Source organism: Actinoplanes sp. NPDC049265 (assembly GCF_043197135.1).
GTDB lineage: Bacteria > Actinomycetota > Actinomycetes > Mycobacteriales > Micromonosporaceae > Actinoplanes.
The window spans coordinates 572882-590943 of the sequence record NZ_JBICSP010000001.1 but is presented as its reverse complement, the minus strand read 5'-3'; the positions used below and the strand labels follow the sequence as shown (position 1 = coordinate 590943).

General features: G+C 69.3%; 18 protein-coding genes. 9 read left to right on the top strand and 9 right to left on the bottom strand.

What is annotated here, in order from left to right:
* Window positions 1–57: 57 nt before the first annotated feature.
* From valS to ACGFIO_RS02870, 3 genes are all read right to left on the bottom strand, one after another.
* On the bottom strand, window positions 58–2583 hold the full coding sequence (valS, locus tag ACGFIO_RS02880) for a valine--tRNA ligase (RefSeq protein ID WP_392821189.1): 2526 nt from the start codon (window positions 2581–2583) through the stop codon (window positions 58–60).
* 240 nt (window positions 2584–2823) lie between these two features.
* Window positions 2824–3321, bottom strand: a complete 498-nt coding sequence (locus tag ACGFIO_RS02875; RefSeq protein ID WP_392821186.1) for a methylated-DNA--[protein]-cysteine S-methyltransferase — start codon at window positions 3319–3321, stop codon at window positions 2824–2826.
* A gap of 15 nt (window positions 3322–3336) precedes the next feature.
* Complete coding sequence (locus ACGFIO_RS02870; RefSeq protein WP_392821183.1) at window positions 3337–4803, bottom strand: AlkA N-terminal domain-containing protein; 1467 nt, start codon at window positions 4801–4803, stop codon at window positions 3337–3339.
* Window positions 4804–4986: 183 nt separating this feature from the next.
* Here ACGFIO_RS02870 and ychF point away from each other — a divergent pair, with 183 nt between their 5' ends.
* From ychF to ACGFIO_RS02840, 6 genes are all read left to right on the top strand, one after another.
* Entirely contained in the window at window positions 4987–6072 is a 1086-nt protein-coding gene (gene ychF, locus ACGFIO_RS02865) for a redox-regulated ATPase YchF (protein ID WP_392821181.1), read from the top strand.
* 57 nt (window positions 6073–6129) lie between these two features.
* Window positions 6130–6369 carry a hypothetical protein gene (locus ACGFIO_RS02860; protein ID WP_392821179.1) on the top strand — a complete coding sequence of 80 codons (240 nt, stop codon included), beginning with the start codon at window positions 6130–6132 and terminating at the stop codon, window positions 6367–6369.
* Window positions 6366–6761, top strand: coding sequence for a PIN domain-containing protein (locus ACGFIO_RS02855; RefSeq protein WP_392821176.1), 396 nt, complete (start codon window positions 6366–6368; stop codon window positions 6759–6761). The genes ACGFIO_RS02860 and ACGFIO_RS02855 overlap by 4 nt, the downstream gene beginning before the upstream one ends.
* A 102-nt stretch (window positions 6762–6863) precedes the next feature.
* Window positions 6864–7154, top strand: coding sequence for a hypothetical protein (locus tag ACGFIO_RS02850; protein ID WP_392821175.1), 291 nt, complete (start codon window positions 6864–6866; stop codon window positions 7152–7154).
* Between the two features lie 174 nt (window positions 7155–7328).
* Complete coding sequence (locus tag ACGFIO_RS02845) at window positions 7329–8918, top strand: alpha/beta hydrolase (RefSeq protein WP_392821173.1); 1590 nt, start codon at window positions 7329–7331, stop codon at window positions 8916–8918.
* 49 nt (window positions 8919–8967) lie between these two features.
* Window positions 8968–10335, top strand: coding sequence for an MFS transporter (locus ACGFIO_RS02840; protein ID WP_392821171.1), 1368 nt, complete (start codon window positions 8968–8970; stop codon window positions 10333–10335).
* Here the strand turns inward: ACGFIO_RS02840 and ACGFIO_RS02835 are convergent.
* The 5 genes from ACGFIO_RS02835 to ACGFIO_RS02815 form a co-directional block, all read right to left on the bottom strand.
* Complete coding sequence (locus tag ACGFIO_RS02835; protein WP_392821168.1) at window positions 10302–10796, bottom strand: SRPBCC family protein; 495 nt, start codon at window positions 10794–10796, stop codon at window positions 10302–10304. The two genes, ACGFIO_RS02840 and ACGFIO_RS02835, sit on opposite strands and share 34 nt — an antisense overlap.
* Window positions 10780–11127 carry an ArsR/SmtB family transcription factor gene (locus ACGFIO_RS02830; RefSeq protein WP_392821167.1) on the bottom strand — a complete coding sequence of 116 codons (348 nt, stop codon included), beginning with the start codon at window positions 11125–11127 and terminating at the stop codon, window positions 10780–10782. The genes ACGFIO_RS02835 and ACGFIO_RS02830 overlap by 17 nt, the downstream gene beginning before the upstream one ends.
* A gap of 75 nt (window positions 11128–11202) precedes the next feature.
* Window positions 11203–11964, bottom strand: a complete 762-nt coding sequence (locus ACGFIO_RS02825) for a carbohydrate ABC transporter permease (RefSeq protein WP_392821165.1) — start codon at window positions 11962–11964, stop codon at window positions 11203–11205.
* Complete coding sequence (locus ACGFIO_RS02820; protein ID WP_392821162.1) at window positions 11961–12836, bottom strand: carbohydrate ABC transporter permease; 876 nt, start codon at window positions 12834–12836, stop codon at window positions 11961–11963. Before ACGFIO_RS02820 ends, ACGFIO_RS02825 begins: the two co-directional genes overlap by 4 nt.
* Window positions 12833–14098, bottom strand: a complete 1266-nt coding sequence (locus ACGFIO_RS02815) for an extracellular solute-binding protein (protein WP_392821161.1) — start codon at window positions 14096–14098, stop codon at window positions 12833–12835. The genes ACGFIO_RS02820 and ACGFIO_RS02815 overlap by 4 nt, the downstream gene beginning before the upstream one ends.
* A gap of 110 nt (window positions 14099–14208) precedes the next feature.
* On the opposite strand from ACGFIO_RS02815, the gene ACGFIO_RS02810 reads away from it, so the two are divergent.
* Window positions 14209–15489 (top strand): transcriptional regulator, encoded by a 1281-nt coding sequence (locus tag ACGFIO_RS02810; RefSeq protein WP_392821159.1) that lies wholly within the window; start codon window positions 14209–14211, stop codon window positions 15487–15489.
* Window positions 15490–15808: 319 nt separating this feature from the next.
* Here ACGFIO_RS02810 and ACGFIO_RS02805 read toward each other — a convergent pair whose 3' ends face one another.
* Window positions 15809–16255 carry a MarR family winged helix-turn-helix transcriptional regulator gene (locus tag ACGFIO_RS02805; protein WP_392821156.1) on the bottom strand — a complete coding sequence of 149 codons (447 nt, stop codon included), beginning with the start codon at window positions 16253–16255 and terminating at the stop codon, window positions 15809–15811.
* 221 nt (window positions 16256–16476) lie between these two features.
* Here ACGFIO_RS02805 and ACGFIO_RS02800 point away from each other — a divergent pair, with 221 nt between their 5' ends.
* Window positions 16477–17238 (top strand): G5 domain-containing protein, encoded by a 762-nt coding sequence (locus ACGFIO_RS02800; RefSeq protein ID WP_392821154.1) that lies wholly within the window; start codon window positions 16477–16479, stop codon window positions 17236–17238.
* An 8-nt stretch (window positions 17239–17246) separates the two neighbouring features.
* Window positions 17247–18011, top strand: a complete 765-nt coding sequence (locus tag ACGFIO_RS02795) for a Type 1 glutamine amidotransferase-like domain-containing protein (RefSeq protein WP_392821151.1) — start codon at window positions 17247–17249, stop codon at window positions 18009–18011.
* The last annotated feature ends 51 nt before the right edge of the window (window positions 18012–18062 follow it).

Below are 18062 nucleotides of genomic sequence, written 5' to 3'. Positions count from 1 at the left end.
GGCTTCCTACGCGGCGCCGGCTCTTGGAAGGCGTCGGCTCCAGGACAGCGCCGGCTCTTAGAAGGCGCTGGCTATCACCAGTTCTGGCGTGCGGTCGGGCAGGTAGTCGAGCTTGGTGATCCGCCCGGCCGCCCGCAGGTCGCCCTCGAACCGCGCGAGTTGCTCCAGCACCGCCGCCGGCCCGAGCGCCTCGGCCAGCGGCACCTCGGCCTTCATCGACAGCTTTCGGTCCGATTTGGCCCGCCGGACCTGCCGCAACGCCTCGCCGGCCAGGCCCAGCAGGGTGGCGTCGCCATCCGGGGCGACCCGGGTCAGCTCGTACGTGGTCGGCCAGGTCGCCTGGTGCACCGACCCGTACCGCCACCACGACCAGACCTCCTCCGTCACGTACGGCAGGAACGGCGCGAACAGCCGCAACTGCACCGACAACCCGGCGGCCAGCGCGGCCCGGGCCGACTGGGCCGCCGGTCCGTCGCCGTACGCCCGGTCCTTGACCAGCTCGATGTAGTCGTCGCAGAAGGTCCAGAAGAACGCCTCGGCCGCCTGCAACGCGTCGGTGTGGTTGAAGTTGTCCAGTGCCTTGGTCGCCGTGTCGACGACGGTGGCCAGCCGGGACAGCATCGCCCGGTCCAGTGGTTCGGTCACCGGCTGCCGCAGCGCCTCCTGCGCGCCCAGCCCGAGCGCGAACTTCGACGCGTTGAGGATCTTGGTGCCGAGCCGCCGGCCAACCTTGATCTGCGCCGGGTCGAAGGCCAGGTCGATGCCGGGCCGCCCGTTCGCCGCCCAGTAGCGGACCGCGTCCGAGCCGTTGTCGACCAGCAACCCCATCGGGGTGACCACGTTGCCCTTGGACTTCGACATCTTCTTGCGGTCGGGGTCGAGGATCCAGCCCGAGAGGATCGCCGTACGCCAGGGCAGGACTCCGCGCCGCAGATGGCTGCGGACCACCGTTGCGAACAGCCAGGTCCGGATGATCTCCTGCCCCTGCGGCCGCAGGTCCATCGGGAAGACCGTGTCGAACAGTTCCGGATCGGTGCCCCACCCGCCGACGATCTGCGGGGTCAGCGACGACGTGGCCCAGGTGTCCATGACGTCCGGGTCGGCGACGAAGCCGTCCGGCACGCCCCGCTGGGACTCGTCGTAGCCCGGCGGACACTCCGACGAAGGGTCGACCGGAAGGGCGGATTGGTCTGGTATGAGAAGGTCGTCGTGGATCGGCTCGCCAGCGTCGTCGAGCCGGTACCAGATCGGGATGGGCACGCCGAAGAACCGCTGCCGGCTGATCAGCCAGTCGCCGGTCAGACCGTTCACCCAGTGCTCGTAGCGGTGCTTCATGTGCTCGGGCACCCAGCGCAGCTCGCGGCCCTTCTCCAGCAAAGCCTCGCGCAACTCCGGGTCGCGGCCACCGTTCTTGATGAACCACTGCCGGCTGGTGACGATCTCCAGCGGGGTGTCGCCGTTCTCGTAGAACTTGACCGGATGGGTGATCGGCCTGGGCTCGCCGAGCATGCCGCCGCCCTCGGTGAGCAGCCGGACCGTCTCGCGCCGGGCCTGGTTGACGTTCTTCCCGGCCAGCTCGGCGTAGAGCTCGGCCGGGACGCCGGCCGGTGCGTCGGGCAGGAAGCGGCCGTCACGCCCGATGACCACGCGCGTGGACAGGTGCAGGTCACGCCACCAGACGACGTCGGTCAGGTCGCCGAAGGTGCAGACCATCGCGATGCCCGTACCTTTGTCCTTCTCGGCGGCCGGGTGGGCGTACACCGGAACCTCGACCCCGAAGACCGGCGTGCGCACCGAGCTCAACCCGGCGAATCGTTCGTCGTCCGGGTGATGGACGAGGGCGACGCAGGCCGGCAGCAGCTCGGGCCGGGTGGTGTCGACCTCGATCGCGCCATCGGGGCCCTGGAACAGCAGCCGGTGGTATGCGCCCTGCCGCTCGCGGTCCTCCAGCTCGGCCTGGGCCACCGCCGTCCGGAAACCGACGTCCCACAACGTCGGAGCCTCGGCCGTATAAGCCTCGCCACGGAACAAGTTGTCAAGGAACGCGCGCTGGGAGACGAGCTGCGACTTGCGGCCGATTGTCGTATAAGTCATTCCCCAGTCGACCGACAGGCCGAGCCGGACCCAGAGCGCCTCGAATGCTTTTTCGTCGTCGGCAGTAAGCCTTCCACAGAGCTCGACGAAATTGCGCCGGGAGATGCTTACGGTGTCCTTACACTTCGGCCCCGGCTCCCACGAGGGGTCGTACGGCAGCGACGGGTCGCACCGGACCCCATACACGTTCTGGACTCGCCGCTCGGTCGGGAGCCCGTTGTCGTCCCAGCCCATCGGGTAGAAGACGGCCTTGCCGCGCATCCGCTGGAAGCGCGCGACCAGGTCGGTGTGCGTGTACGAGAAGACGTGCCCCATGTGCAGCTCGCCGGATACGGTGGGCGGCGGCGTGTCGATGCTGAATACATTCGCTCGCTCGGCCTGCCGGTCGAACCGATAGGTTCCGGCCTCCTCCCACTTCGCGGCCCACTTGTCCTCGAGGCCGTCCAGGGAGGGGCGATCCGGCATGCGGCCACGCCCAGGGTCAGTCATGCGCCCAGCGTAGGACCGCGGCGTCCGGGTCAGCATCCGACTTACCCACGCGGCACCCGCCCGTATTTCGCTTTGCCCACCGCGCGACTTCGAAGGACTGCGTGCGTGGCTCCTGGCCCATCCGGAGTACGAAGGCATCGTCTGGCACCCGACGGACGCCGGGCCAGGCTCAAGCATCGCGACTTCGCCCCCTGACCCAGGCCGTGAACTCGTGGTCGAGCAGCCATCGCACCCAGGCCGTCAGGCGGCGAACTCATGGTCGAGCAGCCACTGCTTGACCGGCAGACCCCAGCGGTAGCCGCCCAGCTTGCCGCCGAGGCGCAGGACGCGGTGGCACGGGACGAACAGGGCGGCCGCGTTCAGGGCGCAGGCTTGAGCGGCGCCGCGGACCGCGGCCGGACGGCCGGACATCGCGGCGAAGTCGGTGTACGAGCAGGGGGCGCCGGGCTTGATGTCGCGCATCACCGTCCACGCCTGGGTGATGAACGCGCCGGCGCTCTTCTGCCGTACCGGAATATCGTCGATCGCGGTCAGGTCACCCTCCATGTAGGACTGGACCGCCCGGCTCACCGGCCCCACGTCGTTGACCGGGGTCAGGTCGCTGATCAGCTCGGGGTGGATGAGCTTGACCAGCAGCGCCGCGTCGGCCGTGAAGCCGGAGGCCAGGACGGCGCCGTCGTCGTCGACCACCGCCGTGAACGGGCCGGTGGGGGTGGGCATGGTGGCGTACCGCAACATCGGAAGCTCCTTCGATCACCGGTTGGGGATTACAGAGTGCCGCTTTCGGGCCGACGCCGGAGCGGCCTGTGGATAACTCCGCCAGAGACGGATGACGGCGTACGAGCGCCACGGCCGCCAGCGGGAAGCGTGCTGCGCCAACGCTTTCGGCGTACTTGGCAGTCCCAGTAGCCCGGCTCCACGTTGGACGGCGACATCCGTGGGCAGGAACACATCAGGGTCGCCGATCGCACGCATCGCGACATAACCTGCCGTCCATGGCCCGATGCCCGGCACTTCCATGAGCCGCGCGACCGCTTCGGCCCGGTCGGCGCCCGGCTCCAGATCGACCTTGCCGTCCGCCACCGCCTCGGCCAGCGCGCGGATCGTCGCGCGCCTGGCCGCCGGCATCCGGAAAGCGCTGTCCGGCATCTCGGCCACCGTCTCGGCGCTGGGAAAACCGACCAGATCGGCGGCGCCGGCCGGCAGCAGGCGGGTCAGCGTGGTCCGCGCGCTCGCCACGCTCACCTGCTGGCCCACGATGGCCCGGACGGCCATCTCGAACCCGTCGACCGACCGGGGCACCCGTACCCCCGGCTCGGCTCTGACCGCCGCACTCAGCGCGGGGTCCTCACCCAGCGTGCCGTCGACGGCGATCGGGTCCGCGTCGAGGTCGAACAGACGCCTGCACCGCGCCACCGCGGGCGCCAGATCCCGCACGTCGGCGAGCCGCAGCGAGGCGGAGACCCAGCGATCACCCGGCCGCAGCGTGACGGTCGCGCTTCCGTGCGGCAGACGAAGACCCCTGCGGTACGCGGTGCCGGTCACCTCCTCGATGCCGGGCAGCGCGCGGGCGGCCAGGAAATCGAGCAGCGACGGGATGTGCAGCGGCGCGCGAAAGGCCAGCCGCAGCGCGATCGTGCCGGCCTCCGTGGTCGCCTTCGGCCGCCGTTCCCGCAACTGGCCGGGCGGTCGGGCGTACACCTCGAGGATCGTGTCGTTGAACTGCCGCACGCTGCCGAAACCCGCGGCGAACGCGATCTCGGCCAGCCCCAGGTCGGTGGTCTCGATCAGGATGCGTGCGGTCTGCGCCCGCTGCGCGCGGGCCAGCGCCAGGGGGCCGGCGCCCAGCTCGGCGGTGAGCATGCGGTGCAGGTGCCGTTCGGTGTATCCGAGCCGTACGGCCAGACCGGGTACGCCCTCGCGGTCGACCACACCGTCGCCGATCAGGCGCATCGCCCGCCCGACGACGTCGGCGCGCACGTCCCACTCGGGCGAGCCGGGCGCGGCGTCCGGGCGGCAGCGGCGGCAGGCCCGGAAACCGGCCCGCTGAGCGGCGGCGGCGCTGGGATGGAATTCGACGTTCTCGCGTTTCGGGGTGACCGCCGGGCAGGACGGCCGGCAGTAGATGCCGGTGGTCCGCACGGCCGTGTAGAACCAGCCGTCGAACCGCTGGTCGCGGCTGCTCACGGCCCGGTAACAGCGCTCGAAGTCCAACTCCATGCGGTTGAGTCTGCTCCCGCGCCAGGGTGCCTGGCTGGCGGGTTTCGGACATGGGGGTGAGCGGATGTCTCGACCGGCCCGGCCGGCCGCGATCAACCGGATCATCCTGGACTTTCCGGCCGATCCGGAGCCGGAGTGGATGATCCCGCTGGGCTCGCCGGCGGACACGTAGACTGGCCGGTTGTGAGCCTCACCATCGGAATCGTCGGCCTGCCCAACGTCGGCAAGAGCACGCTGTTCAACGCCCTGACCAAGAACGACGTTCTCGCCGCGAACTACCCGTTCGCGACGATCGAACCCAACGTCGGCGTGGTCGGCCTGCCCGACGAGAGGCTGGAGAAGCTCGCCGAGCTGCACAAGAGTGAAAAAATCGTGCCCGCGCCGGTGTCGTTCGTCGACATCGCCGGCTTGGTCCGCGGCGCGTCCAAGGGTCAGGGCCGCGGCAACGCGTTCCTCGCCAACATCCGCGACGCCACCGCCATCTGCCAGGTGGTCCGCGCCTTCTCCGACCCGAACGTCCTGCATGTCGAGGGCAAGGTCTCGCCCGCCGACGACATCGAGACGATCAACACCGAGCTGATCCTGGCCGACCTGCAGACGGTCGAGAAGGCGATCCCGCGTCTGCAGAAGGAAGCGAAGCTCAAGAAGGACCGCGCCCCCGTGGCGGCCGCCGCGGAGACCGCGTTCAAGCTGCTCAACGACGGCGTGACGCTGTACAAGGGCGCGACCGGCGCGGGCCTCGACGTCAGCCTGCTGAGCGAGCTGCACCTGCTGACCACCAAGCCGTTCCTGTACGTCTTCAACGTCGACGAGGAGGAACTCAACAACGAGTCGTTCCTCTCCGAGATGCGCGCCCTGGTCGCCCCGGCCGACGCCGTGTTCATGGACGCCAAGATCGAGTCCGAGCTGATCGACCTGGCCCCCGACGAGGCGCAGGAACTGCTCGAGTCCACCGGCCAGACCGAACCCGGCCTCGACCAGCTCATCCGCGTCGGCTTCGAGACCCTCGGCCTGCAGACCTACCTGACCGCCGGGCCGAAGGAGGCCCGCGCCTGGGTGATCCCGAAGGACGCGACGGCCCCCGAGGCGGCGGGCGTCATCCACTCCGACTTCCAGCGCGGCTTCATCAAGGCCGAGATCATCAGCTACGACGACCTGATGGCGGCCGGCTCGATGTCCGCGGCCAAGGCGGCCGGCAAGGTCCGCATGGAGGGCAAGGACTACATCATGAAGGACGGCGACGTGGTCGAATTCAGGTTTAATGTCTAGTTCCGGTTCAACGTGTAGCGGACCGGCCCGCCGGTAATACCGCGGTATGGTCACGACATGGCGAAGACGAGGAAGGTCACGATCACGCTTCCGGTCGAGCTGCTGGAAAGCATGAAGACGCACACCGACAACGTCTCCGGCTACCTGACCGAGCTGGCCGAGCGGGCCGAGCGACGTCGGCTCCTGCGTGAGGAACTGGACCGCTACCAAGGTGAGTTCGGCGCGTTCACGGACCAGGAGATGGCCGAGGCTCGGGCTGTGCTGCACGGGAACGACGGGCTGGAGCATGCGGCGTGAGCATCGAGACGCTGGTGCTCGACTCGCAAGGCTTTTCCTCATGGATCGACCGGGACCGCAAGGTGCTGCTTCTGCTGGAGCAAGCTGAGCGTGACGGGGCCGATCTCGCTATGTCGGCCGCCACGATTATCGAGGTCCCGCACAGGGGCGTAGACATTGCGCGGCTGAACTGGCTCCTCTCCCGGATCCGGATAGAACCGGTGACGAAAGAAGCTGCCCGCCGAAGCGCTGGCCTCCTACGGGAGGCGAAGCTGCACGGGCACAAGTACGCCATCGACGCCATGGTTGCCGAGGTAGCCCTGCGTCTGCCCGGCCCAGCGGTGATTCTGACATCGGATGTCGACGACATCGTCAAGCTCTGCGGCGATCGTGTCCGGCTGGTTGCGGTCTGAATCGCTGGCGAGCGCCGCTGATGTTGGACGGTTACGTGACCCGGTGGAATTCAGATTTAATGTCTGATTCCGCTTCAATGTCTGCCGCGTAGGCTGGGTGGCATGGCGAACGGGAATTCTCACGAGGAGTACTGGTCGCTCGACATACCGGGCTTGACTGCGGTCCGGTCTCAGTCGCTCAAGGACCGGCTCGACCCCGAGTTCGACTACGGCGTCATTCCGACGAACCCGCGCCTGTTCATGACCAGGTCTTACGATCTCGCCAGCGTCGAGATCCTGGTCCGGTGCTTACGCGCTGCGCTGAACGAGGGTTCGCTTGCCGAGGAAGACACGTCAGGAGCTTCGGCTCTACTTGAGGATTGCGAAGCGTGGATCCAGCAAGCGGGCGGTTGATCGGCCGATACGTCGTCGGCATTGAGCGACTACGTCGTCGGCACTGAGCGGAGCGAGGCTGGGAGGCAAACCGGCCGACCGCTGAGACATATCGCACAGCGTCTGGAGAACCGGCCGGACTTCGCCAGCGCCTAACAGGATGTGAAGCCAAACGTCCCCGCCGAGGCACCCCTGATGACCTCGGAAGCACAACGTTTCCTCTGGCGGCGCCCGTTCCGGGCGCCTCTGGTGCTCGGCCTCGGCGGCGTCGCGATGGTGGCGGCGGCCCTGTTGGTCGCCCCGCACGCGAGTGCGGAGACCGCGCGGCCGGCCCCGGCGGGCATCCTGCCGGCGCAGTTCACCAAGCAGCCACTTCAGTGGCAGTCCTGTGGTGACGACACTCCCGCCGACCTGCGATGTGCCACCGTTCGGGCGCCGGTCGACTATCTGCGGCCGGACGCCGGGTCGCTCGAGCTCACCTTCTCGCGGCTGGCCACCAGCGTCCCGGCCAAACGCCGCGGCGTCCTCTTCTTCAATCCCGGTGGGCCCGGAGCGCCGGGGCTCGAGGTGCAGTGGCGGGCCGAGCGGCTGCCGAAGTCCGTGCTGGAACAGTACGACCTGATCGGCTTCGATCCGCGTGGCATCGGGCGGAGCAGTCCGATCAGCTGCGGCCTGACCGGTGACGAGGCGGTCCAGAGCACGCCGTACCGGCCGGAGATGTTCGACCACGACGTGGCGATCGCCCGGGCGGTCGCGGCCAAGTGCGCGGCGACCCCGCACGCCGGCTACATCTCGACCCGGAACACCGCCCGCGACATGGATCTGATCCGGATGATGCTCGGCGAGCGCAAGATTTCGTACTTCGGCGTTTCGTACGGCACGTATCTGGGCGCCGCCTACACGCAGATGTTCCCGGATCGCACCGACCGCGTGGTGCTGGACAGCAACCTCGACCCGGCTCGGATCTGGCGCGGCGTCTTCGACGCTATGGGCGACGGGGTGGTGGACGCGTTCGACCGGTTCACGGCGTGGACCGCCCAGCGCGACTCCACCTACCACTTCGGCCGTACCCCCGACACCGTCGAGAAGACCTTCTGGGACCTGGCCGGACAGGTCCGCCGCCACCCGATCGACGTCGGCGGCAGCGACTACACCGAACAGAGCGCACGGTCCGACATGGCCAACGCGGCCATCTCCGGCCCGCAGGACGGTGCCGCCTTCATCCAGGAGTTGCAACGCGCTCTTCGCGGCGAGCCGCACGACCTGGTCATCCCCGAGCTGGGCGGCGGGGACGACGCGTTCACCTCATTGTTCTGGTCAGTCCTCTGCAACGACAGTTCGACGTGGCCGCGCGGCCGGCAGGGCGCCCTCGACGACATCAACGCGAGTATCCGCCGCTACCCGCTGGCCGGCGATTTCCTGACCAACGTCAACCCATGCGCCTTCTGGTCGCTTACTCGCGACGAGCCCGACCTGAAGATCGCCAACCGGGTCCCGGCGCTGCTGGTGCAGGATGAGTGGGACTTGCAGACGCCGGGCCCGATGGGCGAGGGCATGCATCGCGCGCTGCGGGGCTCGCGGCTGATCATGGTCAAGCAGGGCCGCGCGCACGGCGTCTACGACGACGGCAATACCTGCGCGGTCGAGGCGGTGAACGCGTACCTGACGACCGGAATGCTTCCGAAACGGGACATCACCTGCACCGCGACGGCCGCGCCGAGCCGATCGACCGGCCCCGGCCGGTCCGCCGCCGACCTGCTGGGCCATCCGCTGAGAAGCCGATGATCCAGGCGGCGGTTGACCTCGATCGGGGTTGAGGTTCTAGCGTCGGGAGGTGATCCTTCGACGCCCGTACGCGCTGACCACCATCGGTTCGTGGAGCCTGGTCTTCCTGGCCGCGTTCGAGTCGCTGGCGGTCACCACCATCATGCCGGTGGTGACCGCCGACCTGGACGGGCGCTCGCTCTATTCGTTGGCGTTCTCGGCCACGATGGCCGCGTCGGTGATCGCGATGGTCGTCACCGGCGCCTGGGCCGACGGCCGCGGCCCGGCCAAGCCGCTGCTCACCGCGATCGGTCTGTTCGCGGCCGGCCTGGCCGTCGCCGGTCTCGCCCCCACCATGGGCATCTTCATCACCGGCCGTTTCCTGCAGGGCCTCGGCGCCGGCGGCATCACCGTGTCCCTGTACGTGCTGATCGCCCGGCTCTACCCCAGCGCCCTACACATCAAGATCTTCGGTGCCTTCGCCTCCGCGTGGGTGCTGCCCTCGATCGTCGGCCCGTTCGTCGCCGGCGTGGTGGCTGACGCCCTCAGCTGGCACTGGGTCTTCCTTGGCGTGCTCGCCCTGGTCGCGACGGCCACCGCCCTGGTCCTTCCGGCAACCCGCCAAGCCGCCCCGGCGCCGGATTCCGCGACCGCGTCCGAACCTGGCGCCGCCGGCTTCCTCGAACCCGCCCGGGTCCGCGGCGCCGTCGTCCTCGCCGTCGCGGTGGTCGCCCTCAGCTACACCGCCGACCTGGACCAGCGGCTCGCCTGGGCGATCGCCCCCGTCGCCGTGGCCATCGTCGCGGTCTCGGCCAACCGTCTCGTTCCGGCCGGCACCTACCGCGCCCGCCGCGGCCTGCCCGCCGCCGTGCTGCTCTGCGGCGCGGCCGGTGCCGTCTTCTTCGGCACCGAGGTCTACCTCCCTCTGCTTCTGCAGGACCGGTACGGCCTGCCGGCCTGGATCTCCGGCGTCACGCTGACCGCCGCCGCTGTCTCGTGGGCGCTGGCCTCGGCGGTTCAGGCCCGGGTGGGCGACCGGCTGCGCCCGGTGATCGCCCTGCGTACGGGCGCCGTCCTGCTCGCCGCCGGAGCCATCGCCGAACTCGTCGCCGCCGGCCTGCACCTGCCACCGGCCGTGGTGGCGGCCGGCTGGTTCCTCGCCGGCGCCGGTATGGGCACCCTCTATCCGCAGATCAGCACGCTCGTCCTGGCGTACTCGGAACCGGGTCGTGAGGGTTTCAACACCGCAGCCAAGAGCATCACCGACGCGGTCGGCGGCAGCACCAGCCTCGCCCTCACCGGCCTGCTCTTTGCCACGGTGACCGCGGCGCCGTTCGTCGCCGCCCTCATCTTCACCAGCGCCATCGCGCTGACCGTGGTGACGTTGGCGGGCCGGGCCGGCACTCAGGACAGGGAAGCCGCCACGATCTCCAGCTGATCCATCGACTCCTGCATGCCGCCCTCCATCCCGGAGGCGATCACGGCATCCCGATCGGCCTTGTCGTTGTATTCGCAGAGCATCTCCAGCCAGGTACGCCCGTCCTTCTCGGTGAGCGACATCGTGACCAGCCCCGCATGCGCCTCCGGATCGGGGATGCCCTCGAACACCTCGGTGTTCACCAGCCGCCCGGGCGCGTCGATCTCACGGAACTCCCCGTGGAACGCCACCTCGAACCCGCCGCCGGCCTCCATCACATATCGCCACTTGCCGCCGACCCGCAGGTCGATCTCGGCACTGGTGACGCTGCCGCGCTGCCCCGCCCACCACCGTTTGACCAGCTCGGCCGTGGTGTATGCCTTCCACACCAGGTGCCGGGGCGCGTTGAACTCGCGCGTGATCAGAATCTGGTTGTCGGCCGGAAGCGTCACCGTGGCCGTACCGCTAGTCGTCGCTGCCATCGTCGTCCTCCTTGAGCTCGTCGAGCACCTGCTCCAACAGATCGAACCGCTCGTTCCACATCTGCTCGTATCGCCGGAGCCAGTCGTGGATAGGTTTGAGCGGCTCGGCATTCAGTCGATACATCCGCTGCCGCCCTTCGTCGCGAACCCGCACGAGATCCACCTCCCGCAGGACGCGCAGGTGCTTGGACACCTGCGGCTGAGCCAGCCCGAGCACCTCGACCAGGTCGTTGACCGGCATCTCCCCCTGCGCCAGCAGATCAAGAATCTGCCGCCGCCGAGGCTCCGCAACCGCATTGAACGCATCTGTCGTCGTAGCCGCTCGCGCCATGCCGCCATCGTATACCCATAAGGGAATACGTCAAGGCTGAGTCGTGGCGGGGCTCGGGCGGCCCGTGGACAACGGTCAGTCCTTGACGGCACCGCCGAGGCCGCTGGTCAAGTGGCGGCGGACCAGGAGGAAGAAGATCAGGACGGGGATGGTCATCAAGGTGGAGGCGGCCATGATGGCGCCCCAGTCGTTCTCGTCCGGTTTGAAGAAGATCAGGAGGGCCAGGGGCAACGTCTGGCGGTCGGTCGCGCTGATGATGAAGGTGCGGGCGAACAGGAAGTCGTTCCAGGCCGTGATGAAAGAGAACACGCTGGTGGCGGCCAAGCCGGGCGCGACCAGGGGGAACAGGACGCGGTAGAGGATGGTCAGCCGGTTGGCGCCGTCCAGGGCTGCGGCCTCCTCCACCTCGGGCGGCACGGCGGCCACGAAGCCCCGCATCATCCAGATGGCGAACGGCAGGGTGAAGGCCGTGTGCACGAGCATCAAGGAACCGAGGGTGTTCAGCGCGCCCAGGTCGCGGACCAGGAAGAACAGGGGAATGGTCAGGGCTTCGATGGGTGCCATCTGTGCGATCAGGAACAGCACCAGGATGGTCGTACGAAATCTGAATCTGAATCTGGTCAGGGCGACCGCGGCCAGGAACGCGACCAGGCCGGACGCGACGACGACGACCAGGGCGACCAGGGCGCTGTTGGCGAAGTAGAGCGCGAAGTCGTCGACCGTGAGGACACGGCGGAAGTTGGCCAGGGGCAGGGCCGAGATGATCATCCAGAGGATCGGGAAGGCGGTCACCGCGGCCGCCGAGACCGCCAGGGTGTTGGGCAGGAGGCGTTTCACAGCGGCTCACCCGTGCGGCGCAGGGTGCGCAGGTAGATCAGCGTCACCACGAGCAGGATCACCATCATCACCATGCCGATCGCGGAGCCCAGGCCGTACTCGCCGGCGGCGAACGCCTGCTGGTAGGCCCAGACGTTGAGGGTGAGGTTCTGGCCGGCGATGCCACCGCCGGCGGTCATCACGTAGATCTGGGTGAAGACCTTGAAGTCCCAGATGATCGACTGGATCACGACGATGGTCAGCAGGGGCCGCAGGATCGGGACCATGATCTGCCAGAACGACCGCCAGCCGCCGGCCCCGTCGATGGCCGCCGCCTCCAGCGTGGACGACGGGATGGCCTGGATGCCGGCGTACAGCGTGACCATCACGAACGGGAAGGAGTGCCACACCACCACGGCTCCGACCAACCCGAAGGCGGTCATGCGGTCGTACGTCCAATTGAATGTGCCGAGCCCCAGTACCCGATTGACCAGGCCGAGATTAGTGTCGAAAAGGAACATCCAGACCGTGGAACCAGAGATGGCCGGCACCGCCCAGGCGGCCATCGCGGCCAGCGAGAGGAGCAGCCGTGGCACCCGCCCGACCTTGGTCAGCAGCACCGCGAGGCCGGCGCCGACCGCCAGCGTGGCCAGCACGCAGCCGGCGGCGAAAATGACCGTCGCGCTCAGCACTGACCAAAATTGGGGGTCGCCCAGCAGCGCCTGATAGTTGCTCCAGCCCACAAAGCTGGTCGGTCGGCCGCCGCTCACCTGGGCCTGGGTCAGATCAAGGGCGGAGATCAAACCCAACTGCCAGATGGGGTACGCGAACAGCGGCACCAGCACGACGGCCGCGGGAAGGAGCAACCACAGTGGCGTGAACCGCCGGCTCATGGCTTCAGGGCCGCCTCGATCTGCTTGGCCGCCTCGTCGGTGGCCTCGTCGACGCTCGCCTTGCCGGTCACCACCTTCTGGATCATGGTGGGCAGCACCGACTGTGCGTCGATCTTGCCCCAGCCGGGGTTCAGCGGCACGAACTTCGTACCCGCCTTGATCGTGTCGGTGAACGGCTTGAGCGCCGGGTCCTTGGCCGCCACCTGTTCCAAGGCGGGCGTCAGGGTCGGCAGGTTGCCCATCGCGTCGTACATCCTGGTCTGGTATTTGGCGCCGGCCAGCAGGGTCAGGAAGTCCGCGGCGAGGGCCGGTCGCTTGCTGTTGCGCATGATGCCGAGGTTGTTGCCGCCGGCGAAGGCGGGCGCGATCGAGCCGGGTTTGCTGCCGGGGAGCGGCACGACCGCGTACTTGCCCTTGACCGCGCCGGCGTCCACGGCGCCACGGTTGAAGTTGCCCAGGATCGCCATGCCGGCCTTGCCGGCGGCGAAGAGCTCGACGGTTTTCCCGCCGGTGAGGTCCGCGCACTGTTGGGCGGGGCAGATCTCGGGGGAGATCAGGCTGGTGTACGCGGTGAGCCCGGCCCGTGCCTGCGGAGAGTTGATCTGCGGGATGTCGCCACCGGCGTCCCAGATGTACGGCAAGGCAGCGAATGTGTACTTGCCACCGGCCGCCACTCCGACCAGGTCGGGCTTCTTCGCGTGGATCGTCTTGCCGGCCGCGGCCACGTCGGCCTGGCTCTTCGGCGCGGCCAACCCTAGTTCGGTGAAGATGTCGGTGCGGTAATAGAGGGCGCGGACGCCGACATACCACGGGACGCCGAGCAGCTTGTTCTCATAGGTGGCGCTGGCCCTGGCGTCGGCGCCCAGGTCCTTGCCCTCCGGCCACGCCGCCACGGCCGGGCCCAGGTCGGCCAGGCCGCCGGCCGCCGCGTACTCGGGCAGGTCGGTGTTGCCGAACTCGACCACGTCGGGCGCGCTGGCCGGGTCGTTGAAGGCGCCCTTGAACCGCGCGCCCCGGGTCTCCACCGGGATGTACTGAATGTCGACCTTCGCGCCGGCGTGGGCGGCGGTGAACTCGGCGATCGCCTCCTGGACGATCTTTTCCTTGGGTGCGCGGTTGGGCTCGTCGAAGAGCCAGACCTTGAGCGTTCCGGTACGGTCGCCGCCGTCCGACGGGCTGTCCGAGGGGGTCGAGGTGGACGGGGCGCAGGCGCCGAGCAGCAATCCGGCGACGGCCAGCGGGACGAGAAGCCGACTGTTCATGGCGGAGCCTCCCAGTACGATTTCGGAACCAGGTTCGTAAATGGCTCGTTGATTCGGCTACTGTCCTCAATGGCCAGGCCATAGTCAAGCCTCGATCTTCTGAAGGGCAGGTGGATGTGCTCATCGGAGTGGTGCTGCATTCCGGGCACCGGGCACGGTTCGCCGAGGCGGCGGCCACGCTGGGCGGGGTGACGCTGGCCTGGGCCACGTACGACCACGAGGAGGAGATCCGCGACCGGGTCGCCACGCTGCTCGGGTCGCACCGTCCGGACGGCGTGCTGCTGGGCCTCGTACCCCATGCTCGTGCTCGTGATCTGCTGCCCGCCGACCTGCCGGTGATGGTGACCCGGCCGGCCGCGCTCGACCTCGCGCTGGCCTGGGCCCGGGCGCGGCGGCCGCTGGTGCCGGTCAGCGTCGACACCTTCACCGACGAGACCGTCGACGAGGTCGCGGCCTCGCTCGGCCTGCCCGCCGACAGCATCGCCCGGCTGCCGTTCGACCCGTCGCAGAGCACCGACGACGTGGTGGCGTTCCACCGGTCGTACGTCGAACAGAACGGCGCCGAGTATGTGATCAGCGTGCGCACCGCGGTCAGCGCGGCCCTGGACGGCGAGGTGACCGTGCTGAACGCCCTCGCCACGGCCGGCACCATCCGCGCCGACCTGCACGAACTGGCCCTGCGCATCCGTTCCTTGCGCGCCGACCGACGCCGGTTCGCGGCCGGCGTCTTCCTGGCCGACTCTCCCGGCGGCGACTCCGACCGCCCCCGCATCGGCCTGCTCAACCTGCTGGTCAACGCGCCCGAGTTCGCCGACGCGTGGACCGGCGAACGCGGCCGGCGCGGCGTCGTCGTGTTCGCCCCCGCGTCGCTGTTCGAGTCGGTGACCCACCAGTGGACCGGCCTGCCCCTGCTGGCCGAGGCGCGCGAACGTCTGGGCGTACGCGTGGCAGCGGGTTTCGGCATCGGCGCCTCGGCCCGGTCCTGCGTGGCGCTGGCCGAGAAGGCCGCCACGTTCGCCGAACGCGACCCCGAACCGCAGGCCTACCTGATGACCGAGGAGGGCGTCGTCCTCGGCCCGATGGGCACGTCGTCCTCCCGCCTGACCTATACCTACCGTGACCATGGCGCCCTCGACGACCTCGCCGCCCGGGTCGGCCTGAGCGCGGCGACCTTGTCCCGGCTGGCCGCCCTGGAACGTTCCCTGGGCGATCGCACCCTGTCACCGAGCGACCTGGCCCGCTCGCTCGGCATCACCGACCCGAGCGGCCGCCGCCTGATGCGCAAACTGATCGAGTCGCACCTGGCCGTGAGCTCCGGAAGCGCCCAGCCCCACCCCAAGGGCCGCCCGGCCCGCCTCTACCGTCTCGCGATAGCGGCCGCGTTGGACTGACCGCTCTCCCGTTACCGAATGCTACGGTGACGCCATGACTGCGGTGCCCGAGTGGATGCGGCCGCCCTCGCGTTGAGGGATGGTTTGCCGACGACCTCGATCATCTCCCTGAGGCGCCACGTCACACGGAACTGATCGACGCAGCCCTCGTCTTCATGATGTTCCCGCAGCGGTCCTGGCATGCCCGGCTCATCACCTCGCTGGTGCTCTCCCTCGCGGAGCAGGAGCCCGAGACCATTCCCGATCAATCTTGACCTGGACGCGCTACTGCCCCGCCGCACGAGCTGAGCCAGGGTGCGACAGGAGCCCGGAAGGTGAGCTAACAGCCGGAGCCCATCTTGCCCAGGGCGGCGGCCAGCGTGTGCAGGTCCAGCTCGGCGAGGTGGTCGAAGACGTGCCGGCGCACGCTTCGCAGGTGGGTGGGCCATGCCTCGCGCAGGCGGGCGAGGCCCTTGTCGGTGAGCACCGCCTCGAGGCCGCGGGCGTCCTGCTCGCACCGGACGCGTTCGAGCTGGCCGAGGGATTCGAGCTTGCCGGCCAGCCGGGTCATCCCGCTCAGCGACATGTCGCAGGCGCCGGCCAGGGCGCTCATCCGCATCCGGTGGCCGGGGGCCTCGGAGAGGTGCCGCAGGGCGGAGTATTCGCTCAGCGACATCCGCTCGTCGCGGGTCAGGTCGGCGTCCAGCCGGCGGGGCAGAACCACCATCATCCGGCCCAGAGCGCGCATCACGGCCTCTTCGTCGGAGGTCAGCGGCTCGGGCGGCATGAGATCGATGGTACGACCCGGCGCCGGGCTGCGGATCTATTGGTTGACGGCGCAAACAAGCAGCTGGGAGGGGAACACAACGGCTGGGCGGGCGCCCGGTGACGCGCTCGGCGGTCCGCCGTTCGGGGGACGACAGGGATGGGTGCTCGGAGGGCCGGACACTGCACAATGCTCTGGTGCAAAACCCGACAACTAGTGACTCATGGCAGTATCTGCTCGAAATGCCACGAAAGTCTTGGTGGGCTCGGTTGCCGTTCGGCGTACGGATGACCGCCGGGGTCAGCGCCGTCCTCATGGTCATCGGAGGTGGCACGGCCGCGATCGCCCAGCTGACCGAGGAGGAGCCGCGGATCGTCACGCCGGCCGGCGCCAACCGGGGGGTCGTGCCGCCGCCTGCACCGGCCGGGCCGGACAAGGCCGCCGCCGCGCCGGGCCGGGCGCCGGTCGTCAAGCAAGGGCAGCAGGAGCAGCCGGAGCAACATGTGCCGCAGGCGGCCGAGCCGGTGCGGCGGGCCGAGCCGGTGAAGCCGCCCGCCACGGACACGCCGGCGGCAGAGGCAAAAGCCCCGCCGGCCGCGACAAAAGAGACAAGAACCGAGCCGCAGCCACAGGTCACCACCCGCACCGAGTCCGAGCGGCGGGCGATCCCGTTCCGTACCCGGCTGGTCCGCGACCCGTCCTTGCCGCGCGGCAGCAAGCGCGTCCAGACCGAGGGAGTGCCGGGCGAGGAACTGGTTCGGTACGCGGTGACGCTGACCGACGGCCGCCCGACCGAGCGCCGCATGATCGACACCCAGGTCACCCGGCAACCGCAGCATCGGGTGGTGGCCTTCGGCACCGGGCGCGGGAACAACTGCCGGGACGACCGGTGCGGCCCGGGGTGGCGTACCGCCGACTGCGAGCGGACCACCGAGAGCGCCGAGGACCCGCTCACCATCGAAGATCTGAAAGCGGTCGAACTGCAGCCGGGCATGCTCTGTTAAATAGGGGAGTGACTGCTGACGCACCCACCATCCTCGCCACCAGCGCCTCCGCGCGGCCGGGCAGCTACGGCCCGCTGTCCATGCGGCCGGGGCCGGTCCACTACTTCGCGGCCGAGCTCGCGAACGCCAAGGCGCCACGGATCTGCTTCCTCAACCAGGCGACCGGTGACCAGGAGAACCGGATCGGCGCCACGTACGCCGCGTTCGCCGGCACCGAGTTCACGGTCTCGCACCTGGCGCTGTTCCCGCTGCCGAACGTCGAGAACATCCGCGCGCACCTGCTGGCCCAGGACGTCATCTGGGTGGGTGGCGGCAGCGTGGCCAACCTGTGCGCGGTCTGGCGGGTGCACGGGCTGCCCGACATCCTGCACGAGGCATGGCAGGCGGGTGTGGTGCTGGGCGGGGTCTCGGCCGGGTCGATCTGCTGGCACACCGGCGGGAGCACGGACAGCTTCACGTACGAGCTGAGCGCGTACACCGAGGGGCTGGGCTTCCTGCCGTTCAGCAACGGGGTGCACTACGACGGCGAGGAGAAGCGCCGGCCGCGGATGCACGAGTTCGTCGGGAACGGGACGCTGGCCGACGGCTACTGCACGGACGACGGTGCGGGGCTGGTCTACCGGGGTACGGAGCTGTCCGAGGTGGTCGCCGATCGGAACGGCCCTCAGGGGTACGAGTTGAGGCGTACCCCCGAGGGCCGGGTGAACGAAACCCCCTTGCCGGCCCGGGTGCTGCCCGACCCATGGCCGGGCCGCTGGGGACAACCCACCTAGCCCGTGGGGGGAAGCCCCGCGGGCCGCCGGGGGATGGAGGTCCCGGGGCCC

Coding starts and splice junctions, on each gene's coding strand:
- valS (WP_392821189.1), bottom strand. CDS start 2,583: ATGACTGACCCTGGGCGTGGCCGCATGCCGGATCGCCCCTCCCTGGAC.
- ACGFIO_RS02875 (WP_392821186.1), bottom strand. CDS start 3,321: ATGTTGCGGTACGCCACCATGCCCACCCCCACCGGCCCGTTCACGGCG.
- ACGFIO_RS02870 (WP_392821183.1), bottom strand. CDS start 4,803: ATGGAGTTGGACTTCGAGCGCTGTTACCGGGCCGTGAGCAGCCGCGAC.
- ACGFIO_RS02860 (WP_392821179.1), top strand. CDS start 6,130: ATGGCGAAGACGAGGAAGGTCACGATCACGCTTCCGGTCGAGCTGCTG.
- ACGFIO_RS02850 (WP_392821175.1), top strand. CDS start 6,864: ATGGCGAACGGGAATTCTCACGAGGAGTACTGGTCGCTCGACATACCG.
- ACGFIO_RS02845 (WP_392821173.1), top strand. CDS start 7,329: ATGACCTCGGAAGCACAACGTTTCCTCTGGCGGCGCCCGTTCCGGGCG.
- ACGFIO_RS02835 (WP_392821168.1), bottom strand. CDS start 10,796: ATGGCAGCGACGACTAGCGGTACGGCCACGGTGACGCTTCCGGCCGAC.
- ACGFIO_RS02830 (WP_392821167.1), bottom strand. CDS start 11,127: ATGGCGCGAGCGGCTACGACGACAGATGCGTTCAATGCGGTTGCGGAG.
- ACGFIO_RS02820 (WP_392821162.1), bottom strand. CDS start 12,836: ATGAGCCGGCGGTTCACGCCACTGTGGTTGCTCCTTCCCGCGGCCGTC.
- ACGFIO_RS02815 (WP_392821161.1), bottom strand. CDS start 14,098: ATGAACAGTCGGCTTCTCGTCCCGCTGGCCGTCGCCGGATTGCTGCTC.
- ACGFIO_RS02805 (WP_392821156.1), bottom strand. CDS start 16,255: ATGCCGCCCGAGCCGCTGACCTCCGACGAAGAGGCCGTGATGCGCGCT.
- ACGFIO_RS02800 (WP_392821154.1), top strand. CDS start 16,477: ATGCCACGAAAGTCTTGGTGGGCTCGGTTGCCGTTCGGCGTACGGATG.